The sequence below is a fragment of the Aminiphilus sp. genome, from assembly GCF_029975095.1.
Classification (GTDB): Bacteria; Synergistota; Synergistia; order Synergistales; family Aminiphilaceae; genus Aminiphilus.
The window spans coordinates 22,498-35,395 of record NZ_JARKPW010000186.1; the positions used below are offsets into that span (position 1 = coordinate 22,498).

The 12,898-nt window shown below is 63.5% G+C and carries 11 protein-coding genes; 3 read left to right on the forward strand and 8 right to left on the reverse strand.

All coding sequences use genetic code 11. The annotated features are described in order from the left end of the window. Positions 1-44: 44 nt before the first annotated feature. The 3 genes from Q1K49_RS11820 (at position 45) to Q1K49_RS11830 (ending at position 3,914) form a co-directional block, all read left to right on the forward strand. Complete coding sequence (locus Q1K49_RS11820) at positions 45-1,232, forward strand: glycine C-acetyltransferase (RefSeq protein WP_300526223.1); 1,188 nt, start codon at positions 45-47, stop codon at positions 1,230-1,232. After that, complete coding sequence (locus tag Q1K49_RS11825) at positions 1,229-2,188, forward strand: NAD-dependent epimerase/dehydratase family protein (RefSeq protein WP_300526224.1); 960 nt, start codon at positions 1,229-1,231, stop codon at positions 2,186-2,188. Before Q1K49_RS11820 ends, Q1K49_RS11825 begins: the two co-directional genes overlap by 4 nt. 166 nt (positions 2,189-2,354) lie before the next feature. Beyond that, positions 2,355-3,914 (forward strand): AMP-binding protein, encoded by a 1,560-nt coding sequence (locus Q1K49_RS11830; protein ID WP_300526226.1) that lies wholly within the window; start codon positions 2,355-2,357, stop codon positions 3,912-3,914. Between the two features lie 351 nt (positions 3,915-4,265). Here Q1K49_RS11830 and Q1K49_RS11835 read toward each other — a convergent pair whose 3' ends face one another. The 8 genes from Q1K49_RS11835 to Q1K49_RS11870 all read right to left on the reverse strand — a co-directional run bounded on the left by Q1K49_RS11835 (position 4,266) and on the right by Q1K49_RS11870 (position 12,875). Beyond that, positions 4,266-5,201, reverse strand: coding sequence for a carbon-nitrogen hydrolase family protein (locus Q1K49_RS11835; RefSeq protein ID WP_300526228.1), 936 nt, complete (start codon positions 5,199-5,201; stop codon positions 4,266-4,268). Between the two features lie 120 nt (positions 5,202-5,321). Further along, positions 5,322-6,074 (reverse strand): isochorismatase family protein, encoded by a 753-nt coding sequence (locus tag Q1K49_RS11840; RefSeq protein ID WP_300526229.1) that lies wholly within the window; start codon positions 6,072-6,074, stop codon positions 5,322-5,324. A 124-nt stretch (positions 6,075-6,198) separates the two neighbouring features. Continuing rightward, positions 6,199-7,431 carry a chromate efflux transporter gene (gene chrA / locus Q1K49_RS11845; RefSeq protein WP_300526231.1) on the reverse strand — a complete coding sequence of 411 codons (1,233 nt, stop codon included), beginning with the start codon at positions 7,429-7,431 and terminating at the stop codon, positions 6,199-6,201. A gap of 45 nt (positions 7,432-7,476) precedes the next feature. Continuing rightward, positions 7,477-8,049: an HdeD family acid-resistance protein gene (locus Q1K49_RS11850; protein ID WP_300526232.1), complete on the reverse strand. Its 573-nt coding sequence runs from the start codon at positions 8,047-8,049 to the stop codon at positions 7,477-7,479. Positions 8,050-8,372: 323 nt separating this feature from the next. Next, entirely contained in the window at positions 8,373-10,022 is a 1,650-nt protein-coding gene (locus Q1K49_RS11855) for a C69 family dipeptidase (RefSeq protein ID WP_300526233.1), read from the reverse strand. A gap of 209 nt (positions 10,023-10,231) precedes the next feature. Continuing rightward, positions 10,232-11,347: a succinylglutamate desuccinylase gene (locus Q1K49_RS11860; RefSeq protein WP_300526277.1), complete on the reverse strand. Its 1,116-nt coding sequence runs from the start codon at positions 11,345-11,347 to the stop codon at positions 10,232-10,234. A 67-nt stretch (positions 11,348-11,414) separates the two neighbouring features. Further along, positions 11,415-11,579 (reverse strand): hypothetical protein, encoded by a 165-nt coding sequence (locus Q1K49_RS11865; RefSeq protein WP_300526234.1) that lies wholly within the window; start codon positions 11,577-11,579, stop codon positions 11,415-11,417. A 3-nt stretch (positions 11,580-11,582) separates the two neighbouring features. Beyond that, positions 11,583-12,875, reverse strand: coding sequence for a C4-dicarboxylate ABC transporter (locus Q1K49_RS11870; protein ID WP_300526235.1), 1,293 nt, complete (start codon positions 12,873-12,875; stop codon positions 11,583-11,585). Positions 12,876-12,898: the final 23 nt, after the last annotated feature.

Here is a 12,898-nt window from a genome sequence, read left to right on the forward strand (position 1 = left end):
CTGGAGAAGACACACAAAACGAAACGCGACAGGGAGTGATGTTCATGGCCGTTCCCATGTCCTTTCTCACGGAAGAGCTCGACGCGATGAAACAGGCCGGGCTCTACGGAACGATCCGCACCATCGAGAGCCCTCAGGGAGCCTGGGTCTCCATCGAGGGGAGGAAGTACCTCAATCTCTGCTCCAACAATTATCTCGGTCTTTGTAACGACCCACGGCTGGTCGCGAAGGTGAAGGAGTATGTGGACGCCTACGGAGTGGGCCCCGGCGCGGTGCGCACCATCGCGGGGACCATGAGCCCGCACATCGAACTGGAGCGGAAACTCGCCGCCTTCAAGGGGGCGGAGGCCGCCATCGTGGTTCAGTCGGGATTCTGCGCCAACCTGGCGGTCATCCCCACCCTCGCCCCGAGCGCGGAGGACGTGATCTTCAGCGACTCCCTCAACCACGCCTCCATCATCGACGCCTGCCGCCTGTCCAAAGCGAAGGTGGTGCGTTACGCCCACTCCGACCTGGCGGATCTGGAGAAAAAGCTCGACGAGAATCGGGACGTCAAGGGGCGTTCCCTTCTGGTCACGGACGGTGTCTTCTCCATGGACGGAGATGTGGCGCGCCTTCCGGAGATCGTGGACATCTGCGAGCGTCGAGGCGTGCTCGTCGTGGTGGACGACGCCCACGGTGAAGGCGTTCTCGGCAGGGGCGGACGGGGCATCGTGGACCATTTCGGCCTTCACGGCCGGGTGGATGTGGAGGTGGGGACCCTCTCCAAGGCCTTCGGGGTCATGGGCGGCGTCGCAGCGGGAAGCGCCGCGCTTGTGGACTACCTCCGCCAGAAGGCCCGTCCGAACCTCTTCAGCAGCGCCCTCACCATTCCCGACGTGGCGGCGAACCTCGCCGCCGTGGAAATCCTCCAGGAGAGCGAGAACCTGGTGAAGAAACTCTGGCATAACGGCGATTTCCTCAAGAAAGAACTCAAGGCCCTTGGCTTCGACACCGCCTCCAGCGAGACGCCCATCACGCCGGTGATCATCGGCGAGGCGGCGGACGCCAAGGCGTTCAGCGCCAAACTCTTCGAGGCCGGCGTGTTCGCCACAGCCATCGTCTACCCCACCGTCCCCAAGGGAACCGCCCGAATCCGGGCCATGGTCTCGGCGGCGCACTCCGAGGACGACCTCCGCCTCGCCGTGGACCGTTTCGCCGCGGTAGGCCGGGAAATGGGGCTCATTCCATGAAACGCATCCTCGTCACCGGCGCGGGCGGACAGATCGGCGTGGAACTCGTCCCCTACCTGCGGAGCCGTTACGGCGCGGAAAATGTCCTCGCCACGGCCCGAAAACCCCTTTCCGGCCCCGTGGGAGAGGGCGGCCCCTTCGCCCTGCTCGACGTGCGGGACGGAAACGCCTTCGCTGCACTGGCGCAATCTTTCGGTGCGGACAGCATCCTCCACCTCGCGGGAGTGCTCTCCGCCAAGGGCGAGAGTGACCCTCGCGCCTCCTGGGACATCAACGTAGTAGGCTCCACCACGGCCCTGGAGGTGGCCCGGGAATGCGGCGCGGCATTCTTCTTTCCCAGCTCCATCGCCGCCTTCGGCCCTTCCACGCCGTCGAAAAACACGCCCCAGGACACCATCCAGCGCCCAACCACCATCTACGGTGTGGCCAAGGTGACCCTGGAACTGCTCTGTGACTACTACCACCGCAAGTTCGGCCTGGACACGCGGGGCCTGCGCTTCCCCGGTCTCATCAGCTACGAGGCGCTCCCCGGCGGAGGCACCACAGATTACGCCGTGCACATCTACTACGACGCGGTGCGAAAGGGACGGTACACCAGCTTCATCGCCGCCGGAACCTATATGGACATGATGTACATGCCCGACGCCCTCGCCGCGGTGGTGCAGCTCATGGAGGCGGACCCGTCGAAGCTGGTGCACCGCAACGCCTTCAACATCTCCGCCATGAGCTTCGACCCCGAGGAGATCGCCGGATCCATCCGGAAGTTCCTCCCGGGGTTCATCCTCGACTACAACGTGGACCCCCTGCGACAGAGCATCGCCGAATCGTGGCCCGATTCGCTGGACTGCACCGCTGCCCGGGAGGAATGGGGCTTCGCCCCGGAATACGACCTGGACCGCATGACCGAGGACATGCTCGCCCGGGTCCGCGAAAAGGAAGGCCTCCCCCCGGCCTGACACCCAAAAGGATTCAGCCGCGCGTACCACCCTCCCAAACAGGGCTCCGGAGCCCGGCCACCCCAAAGGTCGGAAACGTCCGGAGCCCTGTTTCATTTTGCCCTGCGACAGGCCGCGCGCAAGGTTGTACAATGAACGCCATCCTTGACGATTTTGGAGGTGCGTGATGAGGAAGCGTGAACGAGTCGCCACTGATCCCGATGATCTCGGTGCGCGGCTTGAAGAGCGGATCGGAGAACGCATGGCGGCAAACCCCGAGGAAAACTGTCTTTGGTGGAAGGGAACATGGTGGACACGACGCCGTTTCGAGGAAGAGGTGGCGCGCTGCACAGAAAGCCTTCGGGCATCGGGATTCCGGGAAGGAAGCCGCATCGCCTTTTTTCTGCCCACATCGCCGCTCGTGCTCGTCCTTTCCGTGGCGGCCTGGCGGCTGCGCGGCACGGTGGTCCCCCTGAACGCCCGGGCGGGACACGAGGCGTCCCTGCGGATTCTGAACCTCGTCGATCCCGAGGGCGTGGTGTTCACGGAAGACCTGGAAGACCTCCACGACACCGTGGCGAACGCGGGCTTTCCCGTGGCCGTCGCATCCCCGGAGGGGCCTCTTCCTCCGCTGCGGAAACGCGAGGGCGAGGCCGTTCCCAAGAGAACGCCTCCGACTCCGACCGAGCCCTCCGTGGCAGTGATTTTCGCCACATCGGGGACCACGGGCAACCCCAAGGCCGTTCCCATCAGCCACGGCAATCTCCTTGACAACACACGGCACACCGCGGAGAACGTGGAGTGCTTCGCCCCGGGGAACATCCTGATGAACGTGCTCCCCAATTTCCACACCCTGGGCTATTCCGTGTGCGGCGTGCTGTCCCTGCTCTTCGACATCCCCCAGGTGCTCCTCCCCTCCTTCATGCCCATCAAGGCCACCCTTGAGGCCATGGAGGCGACCGGAACCACCCTTCTCGTGGCGGTGCCCACCATGCTTTCTTTCCTTCTCGGCGCCATCGCCAAGGGAGAACCCGTTCCGCCGAGCCTGAAGAACGTCCTCACCGGCGGCGGCAAGCTCGATCCCGAGCTGGACAGGCGCCTCCGGGAGCATCTCGGGCTCGCCATCGTCGAAGGATACGGCCTCACCGAATGTTCCCCCGTGGTCTCCTGCAATCCAAGCCTCGCCACCCGGAAGCTCGGCACGGTGGGCCCCGCCCTCCCCGGCTACGAGCTGCAGATCCGAAGCGTCGAAGGAAAGCTGCTCACCCTCGCCGATGAGGGCGTCCTCTGGGTGAAAAGCCCCTCCGTGGCGGAGGGATACTTCCGTGCGCCGGACATGACGGCGGAGCGCTTCCAGGACGGCTGGTTCAATACCGGGGACATCGTGCGCATCGACGAGGACGGCTATATCTCCATCATCGACCGGGCGAGCGATCTCATCATCGTGGGAGGCTTCAACGTCTACCCCCAGGAGGTGGAAACAGTCCTCCAGGAACACCGGAGCGTGCGCATGGCCGGCGCCGTGGGCGCCAAGCACCGCCTCACCGGCGAGGTCGTGGCGGCCTTCGTCGTCCCCGATCCCGACAATCCTCCCTCCCAGCAGGAACTCATCCGGCACTGCAAGGAGCGCCTCGCCCACTACAAAGTCCCCCGCAAGCTGGAGTTCGTGGAGTCCCTCCCCCTCTCCGCCACGGGCAAGGTTCTCCGCCGGGAACTGCGGAAGATGGCAGGAGTCATCGGCGACTGATTCCCCGTTTCTTCGGAAACGAACGAGGGGGATGCAGCGGCTCTTTTCGGAGCTGCCGCACCCCCTCGTTGTGCTGCACCCCCTTCGGGGAAACCATGGCTCCGTGCGTTTTTTCGTTTCACGGGCAGCCGACGGCGGACTTGTTCAAAAACGGCTCAAACACCCTTCGGCCCCGTCGCCAAAGACGGAGAGAAAGCGGATGATCCTCCGGAGACCCGGCTACATGGTCTCCGACGTACCCTCCCGAAGACCGAACGTTCCGCCTTCTCCCGAACGTGACACCCTTGAAACGAGTGTCAAAACGTGCCCTTTCTGCTGCACCACAGAGAGCGCGGAAACGGAATCGGCGGATTATGACCGTTTTCGTTCATGCACGAGAAGCTCGAAGATGTCCGGCCTGGCGTAGTGGCCGACGACATCCAGGTCGGCCTTTCCGCGGGTGATCGCATCCAGGTCGAGGTCGGCAAGGAGGATTTCCTCGCCGCCGAAGCTCGGTCCCGCCAGATAGCGCCCGAAGGGATCGATGATGCAGCTTCCGCCGCGGCACATCACTTCCGGTTGGGATTCCAGCTCGCCGTATCCATGGAGGTCCGTGGGATACATGTGCTTCTCCACATACTGGTTGCAGGCGAGGACGAAACAGCGTCCCTCGATGGCAATGTGCCGGAGCGTGCACTGATATTCGTCACGCTGGTCCGCGGTCGGGGCGAGGTAGAGCTTGACCCCCTTCTGGTACAGGGCGGCCCTGGCGAGGGGCATGTAGTTCTCCCAGCAGATCAGGGCGCCCATTTTGCCGTAGGCCGTGTCCACCACGGTCAGGGTGCTGCCGTCGTCCTCTCCCCAGATGTACCGTTCCGAACCGGTGGGCTTGAGTTTCCTGTGTCTGCCGAGGAAGCTGCCGTCGGGACCGAAGAAGAGCACGCAGCAATGAAGTGTTCCGTCCAGCTCGTTTCCGTTCTTTTCGTTGACGCCCATGGCGAGGTAGACTCCCTTTTCACCGGCCGCCCGGGCGAGGCGGTCCACGTCCGGTCCGGGAACGGCGACGCAATTGTCGTGGAAGCGCTGGAAATCCTTTCTGCCCTCCTCCGTGCGGGAACCGATGGCGAAGCCGAAACTCAGCCCCCGGGGATAACAGGGGATGTAAGCTTCGGGGAAGAGCACGAGCTTCGCGCCCTTTTCCGCGGCCTCGGCAATGAGTCCGAGGGCCTTCTCCATCGTCCGTTCCCTGTCGAAGAGAACGGGAGATGCCTGCACCACCGCCACACGAACCGTTCCGGGTCTCTCCATTTTTTCTTCCTCCTTGTGGAACACGACACGTTTTCCGGTTCTTTGGACCCCGAACCGGAAAAGACCGGAACTCCCCCGCCGGTTTTTCGGGGGTTTGCACGCGCTTTTTCGCCTCGGGCGTCAGAGCGGTGCGGTGCCGATGCGGAGGCTCGCAAGGGCCTTTCGCGTCGCCTCCTCGAAGCCGGAAATGATCGAGGAACACCTGTCCAAAATGTCGATGACGACGGGATGTCCTCGCTTTGCGAGGGCTTCCCGCATGTCTGCCGCGGTGTGGAGGACGCAGTGAGAGAGCGCCTCGCCGCAGAGAACGATCTCCCGGATGTCCTCGTCGATGAGAACGGTTTCGACCTCGGGCATGTAGGCGGAGTACTGCTCGACATAAGGACGATAGCCCTTGAAGACGAGATCGAGGGGCCTTCCGGTCTTCACGGTATGCCGCTCCAAGGCCAGGGCGACGGCGGGATGGATGTTCGCCCCCTCCGTACCTGCAATGCAGTGAATGGGCCAGATGGTGAACTCCCGCTCTCCCTTCGCGGCGAGATCCCGGAAGTAGGACGCCACGTGCGCCCTGACGACGGGATTTCTCGGAACCCATGCACATCCGCCCTTCAGGTACACATCGAGATCGATGCCGGTGAAGGGCTCGGGGCGCCTCGCGGCATCGTCCACGCCCTCCCAGAACTCGGGAAAGAAGATGGAGCCCCGGGTGTGCACGTCGAGGGTCACGAAAATTCTCGCGTACTCCTCCCCGCGTCGGTCAATGTGCTCGGCGATGCGTGCGCAGTCCTCGTGGGCCCCCGGAACGTAAAGAGACCCCGAAGGACTGCAGAAATCCACCTGCGGGTCCGTGACGAACAGTGCTTTTTTCTTCACGGCTTCACTCTCCTTTCTCCACTTCAGCCGGGCTTTCACCGGAAATCGATGCGGAAGAGACAGGACGGCATCGCCGTGACAAAGCCCTTCGACAACTCTACTCCTCCGTCGCACCGTGCGCCACTCAGAAAACGATCCCCGCACACAGAGCGAAGAGCACGATCAGCGGAGCGGGGATCTTTCCCCATGCCAGAAGCCCCACGGCAAGGGCCGTTGCGGCCAGGCCGTCGGGCTGAAAACCGCTCGCCCGCATGAGGATCACCGCGGATACGGCAATCAGGCCTCCGGCGACGGCGTTGATGCCCCGGAGGGAGATGCGCACTGCCCGAATCTGTTTGAGTCCCTCCCACACGGGATAGACAAAGTAGATGAGCAGAAGGCCCGGCAGGAAGATTCCCACGCCCCCCGCGACCGCCCCGAACACCTGTCGCAGCGCCGAACCTCCTCGCGCCACCATTCCCCCTGCATAGGCTGCAAAGCTGAACATCGGCCCGGGAAGCCCCTGCACCAAGCCGTAGCCGGTGAGAAACTCCTGGTCGGTCATGAACTTCCAGTGCTGGACAAGATCGCTGTGCATGACGGGCACCACCACTTGCCCTCCGCCGAAGACCAGGTAGCCGTAGCGGTAGAAGCTCTCGAAGAGGAGGACCGGGCGGCTGTCGGAGAGATGCTCCACGAAGAGTCCGCCCAGCGCGAACAGGGCGAAGAGCACCAGATAGATCCACGGAGGCGAAAGACGGACCCGATTCCACATGTCTGGTTCGCGGGCGAGGAGAACGCTCGCGGCACCCCCCAAAAGCAGCACCGCGGGAAAGATCCAGGGAGCGCGAATGAAGTAGGTGGTGACCGCACCGAAGAGGAACAGCAGCATCGTCAGTGCATCGGTGACCACCTTTCGCCCGATGCGGTATGCGGCGACGAGGATAAACCCGACCGCCATGGGACCGAGATAGCGCAGCACCCCGAAGGAGATGTTCCACGCGGCGAGAAACTGGTAGAGGAACGAGAGGATCGTCATCACCGCGAGCGCCGGAAGCGCCCAGACGAGCATGGTCAGCGCAGCCAGCCGCGGCCCCCCCACCTTGTGGCCGATGGCGACAAGGGTCTGGGTGCTGGTCGGGCCGGGAAGAATGCTGCAGAGGGCAATCAGTTCGATCAGATCGGCCTCGTCGAGATAGGCCCGCCTGACCACCATCTGGTCCAGAAAGACGCTCATGTGCGCCTCCGGGCCACCATAGGCGCCGAGCGCACAGAGAAACACATCCTTCAGAAAGACCGCCCTGCGGACAGGCCGATTCCCCTGTCCGGCAGGCGCATCCTTCCCCGGCGAAAGGGGATCGGTTCTTCCGCTCCGCATGCGCCACCTCCTGAACGGATCGCCCTCCAGGTCGGGAGGGAAGATTTACCGGGGAGTCATACGCTTGACGAACCTCCGCATCTTGAAGCCCAGAAGCACGAAAATGCCGCCGAAGAAGACGGCAAACACGGCGATCATCCGGAGCAGGGCCAGTGCGCCCTCTCCCGGGCGTGCCAGCAGGAAGTACCCGAAGAGCACCGCAGCGAGCCCGGCGAGAATGAGCAGCCACTCTCCCTGAATTTCCTTGCGCAGACGGATCGCCAGGGCGATTTCGAGGACGCCCGTCGCAAGCGCCCAGACGGCGATGTAGAAGAGCAGGGCCAGCGCGGTGATGCCCGGCGCGACGAAAGCGAGGCTGCCCGCGGCAACACCGACGACGCCCCGAAGAAGGAGAAGCCACCAGTGATCATGCTCTCTGCGCCCCGAAAGGGCCGTCCAGATGGCGAGTCCGCCGTCGGCCACGGCGTAGATACCGAAGAGCAGCACCAGTGTGGCCAGCGAGATTTTCGGCTGGAACCAGGTGAGGAGCCCGAAGGCGATGGCGGCGGCACCCCGGAGCATCAGCACCCACCACGCCCGGGAAAGTGCTGTGGTCAACGGATGTTCGATCTTCTCCATGTCTTTTTCCCTCCTCTGAAAGTGACGTTTTTTCCTCCGTCGTGTGCCTGCACAAGTATAGCCCAGCGTTCTCCCCGTGTCAGGAGCGTCCGGCACGCCGCCCGGAGTCGAAAACAACTCGGCCGCATTGACGTTTTGCGTAAAGACACGCGGCACTGCAAACGCGGCAATAGGCCACAAAAAAGCCGTGCCATTTTCGTGCATGCACGAAAACGGCACGGCGGCCCCGGGGGAAGGGCCGGGACTCCTCTCGGAGGACGACCGTTGCCCCCGCCTGTCTTGCGGTGACGCTCACCATCACGTCACCGCTCTTCTGTACGTCGCTATTTCTTGGGCTCTGCGTCGGTGTCGCCGAAGCCCACCGCCTCAAGCCACTCCGTGGGATAGCCCACGTTCTTGTAGGTGCCGTCGGGCTGCATGATCATCCCGTCGTAGTACTTGCCCACGAGGGTCCAGCCCAGTTCCCACCAGTCCTCCAGCCCCTTCGTGAGGGTCTCGTTGACGTAACGGGTCACGTAGGCCACGGCCTGCTTGGGATCCTTGCCGTAGAGTTCCACGGCCTTTTTGTCCACCTGGGGAAGTTCCAGGAAGTACTTGTTCTCGTGGAGCCGCTGGGCCTCGCGGATGTCCTCGATCATGTAGCTGAACTTGAGGTCCGCCCAGTTGGAGACGAAGTTCCAGGCCCACCACGCGGACTCCCTGTCGAAGACGTGGCGCTTGCCCACCGTGTAGGGTTTGGGAACTTCCGTGGTGCCCGCGTAGATGGGCATGTAGAGGGTGGAATGCGGTGCGTCCTCGCCGAACCAGAGCACGCCCGCGAGCGGATCGGGCATGTCGGGACGGACCTGTCCGACGAAGCTGTAGGAGCAGCGGAAGATGGAGATGGCCCGATCCCAGTCGTTGTTCTTGCGGTTCTCGGGGCGCACGTCTTTGGGGGTCTGGTAGCGGTTGGGATTGCCGAAGGGGCCTGCGGCGAGTCCTTTGGTGTGATCGAAACGGGTTCCCTCCAGATAGTCCCGGTTGACTGCCATGAGGTCCTGCACGGAGAGCTTCTTGGGAGGCTTGATGACCAGGGGATACTGTTCCGCCGCGTTGGGATCGAGCTTCAGTTCAGGATCGATGAGGGTGTACACCCGCCACTCCCGGCGCTGCTGGTAGTAGGGCGATCCATAGGGCTGGGGATTGTAGATCTTGTGGAAGACGAAGGGTTCGCCCTCTTTCCACCATCCCATCTCCTCGGCGAAGCTCTTGATGTTCGAGGAATACATGAAGTTCTCTTTGTCGTTCCAGTCGATCTCTCCGATGCGCGCCCGATTGGAGCCCATGGCGAAGCCGTCGTCGGGAATGCGCTGGGCAACCCAGACGGCTCCGGGCTTGCCGCTCTCGGGAGTCCAGAGAGGACCGGGGCCGCAGATCTCGAAGAGCCAGATCTCGCCCTTGGTGTCCGCGATGGAGAGCGCTTCGCCGCCGTCGGCGTAACCGTACTTCTCGGCGAGCTCGCCCATGACCCTGATGGCATCCCGGGCCGTGGCGGTGCGCTGCAACGCCAGGACCTGGAGCTGCTCGATCATCATCCACGCCTTGTCCTCGTTCAGATTCTCGTCACGGCCGCTCCAGGTATACTCGCCCATGATGAGCGATTTCTCGTTCATGAAGGGATAGCCCGTGTGGAAATAGGTGTAGGTCTTCTCCACCTGGGGAATCTCCCCCACCTGGACGAGTTCCTTGTTGGGGCGGGTCATGTAGCAGATGTTCTTGTGGATGGGGACCATTTCGCCGGGTTTGTGGGTTCCTCCGGGGATGACCTGGATGCGGTGATCGTACCACCCGTCACAGGTGTGGGTGGTCATGACCGATCCATCCACGGTGGCGTTCTTGCCCACCATCATGACCGTGCATGCAAACGCGCTCGAAGCGACGAACACCAGCAGTACCGTCAGCAGGGTTCTGCGAAGCCATGTCCCGTTGCGCATGAAAGCATTCCTCCCTTTCTCCTTCGTGATTCCGGTCCGGCACGTCCGAACCGGCTTCCTTCGGAACGCTCCCCGAAAAGCCGTTCTCCTCTCCGGGAAGTCCCGCGTTCTTCCGAAGACTCTCAGACCATCCCCGCGCCGTCCTCTCCCCTCTTTTTCTCCATCACCCCCGATACAGGAGATGTCCTCCGCCGGCCTTGCCGAAAACGTCACTCGTAGAAGACGCGATCCTCGGAAACGCCCGAGGGATCACGGAAAAAGGCGCCCAGCCCCTTGTCGACGAGTTCCGCGTACCGGGGCACCCCGGAGACGACGATCTGCCGCTCCGGCGTCTCCATGGTGTTGAAGGTCTCCAGGGTCTGGAGCACCGTCGAGGCATGGCGCCCCACCCGTACCGCGATGGGCCAGCCGCTGTCGTCCATGGGAGCGTAGAGCAGGCCGTGCTCCCCCGCCTTTTTCACGAACTCGTCCTTTCCCTCCAGGAGCAACGCCTCGTCGGTGATGCCCCGGATGCGGTCCAGAAAGGGTTCCGCCACCTCGAAGATCATGGACATGGCGTCGGAGTTGTCCCCCACTTCGCGGTGGGAGAGCCCCCGAAGGGCGACGGGGGAGAACTCCATGCCGATGGGCACGGGAAATTCCTGAGCGGTGAGCACCATGGAGGTCATGGCGGCCACGCCCTGGGCCTTTTCGTGGGCGACGATGGTGTTCTCCACGGGATATTCCAGCTCCGCCTCGTGGAGGTCGATGAACACGTCCACCTTCTCGCTGCGGATGAGCTCCATGAAGGCGAAGGTGGTCCGTTCCGTGAGGAGCCCGTCGGGGCGACCGGGCCAAGCCCTGTTTAAGTTGCGGATGTCCATGTAGGCGAGCATCTGCTTCGTCGGGTAGTGCAGGTAGACCTCGGGGTCGGGCCAGGAATCGAGAGGGCTGGAACAGCGGTCTCCCATGCGGTAGGTCTTCTCTCCCCAGGGGGTCGGAATCCTGTAGAACGTCGGATAGGCCTCGCCGTTCCGGGTGTAGGTACTGGCGCTCCGGTTGCCCCGGATCACCACGAGAAGCCGCCCCTGCTCCACCCGGGCGTTCTCCACGAAGAGTTCCGCCGTGAGGTTCGCCGCGGGCTCCTCCGGATGGGTGCCGCCGAAGAGGAGCACCGTGGCGCCAGGTTTGCCGCTGTCCAGGAAATAGATGTTGCAATCGTTCACCGTCCCTTTAACGCCGGGATGGTAGTCGCCGAGGGGACGCACCGTCGTGACTCCTTCTCCGGCCACGACGGGCTCCCGAAAGGTGCGGTGGGCGCGGAACTCCCGCCCCGCCACGACCATGAAGACCACCGTTATCAGAAGGCTCAGAGCCTTCACGAGCAATGTTCTCCGTTCCACGGCGGGCCTCCTATTTCACGCGCAGCAGGCGCAGCACGAAGGGAACGAGGATGATGCAGTAGAGCACCGCGTCCTGGGCGTTCCGGGTCCGGAAGAAATTACGGCACAGCACGACGCCGAAAAGTGCCGTCATGGCATAGTAGGCGGCGGTGACCAATCCATTGAGCGTGATCATGACTTATCCTCCCAACACGGCGCCGATGCGCGCGCTGTAGACGAGAAAGAGCGTGGCCAGCGCGGCGATGAAGGCCAGCGGCACCAGACAGGTTTTCACGAATCCACTCCAGTAGTTCCCCTTGTACCCGAGTTCCAGCACCGCCGCCCGCCCCACCACCGCCGTGGGAGGCAGGCAGTCCCCCAGGGGCCACAGAACCGCCATGGCCGACAGGGCGACGACCGGATCGAGCCCCTTCATGTTGAAGAGCATGATGAGGGGCACTCCCAAAAGGGGTGCCACAGCGTACTGGAGCATGCCCTCCGAGACGGGGAGAATGAGGAACAGGGTGGCATAGAGCACCGACAGAGGAAGGGTCACCACCGACAGGGAAATGAGTCCCCGTGCGCCCGAGAGGGCCATCACCTGGATGAGCGCCCCCACCACCACCATGATGCCCACCAGGGGAAGCAGCGCTTCCACGGTGTCGCCAAGGATCTTCCACAGCGGGAGTTTCCTGGGCGAGAGGAGGATCGTCATTCCCGCGCAGAGCAGGAAGATGAGGGGAAGGCCGAGAACGGGCATGGAAAAGGGAGCGAGACGTCCCGCGACCACAAGGAGCGCCAGCAGGAAAAAGGGCGCGAGCACCCGTCCCCACCCCATACCCTGGGGAGCCTCGGGAAGCACCCGGAGCACCTTCTCCACCTCCACGGGCTTGCTTCCTCCGGCGAGGAAGAACATGGCGAAGAGCGCTCCCGTGACGGAGAGAATGCCCAGGGGAAGGCCGAACCCCGTGTAGGGCATGTTCGCCCCCGCGGCGGCCATCATGGCCCAGAGATTGATGGGCGGTGCGGCGGCGCTCATGGCGGCGCAGAGAAAGACGATGGCCACCCGCCGGGTCTCCTCCACGCCCATGGCGGCGAGCACCGCCCCCACGAGGGCACCCACGGTGAGCACGCTCGCCGCGCCCGAGCCGGTGAGCGCCCCGGGAATGAGCATGACCAGGGTGAGGAGAAGCAGGCACATGACCTTCCTCGTCGCGAACGTGGCGACGATTCTGCGGACGATGAAGGCCACGCCTCCGGACTCCTTCACGAGGGTCATGAAGAACGTGGCGGTGAGAAAGATGAGGCACACGTCGAAATAGGTGAACGTGCCCTCCACGAGGTGGCGGATGAGGGACAGACCGGCGCCGGAGGCGAGGCCGCCCGCCACGGCGGCGAGAAACATGGAGAGTTCCGTGCTTATCCGGCAGAGTTTGGCCACGAGAAAGGCCCCCACAATGACGGCGAGCACCAGGGACGCATGAGCGAACATGACCGACTTCCTTTCCGGGCATC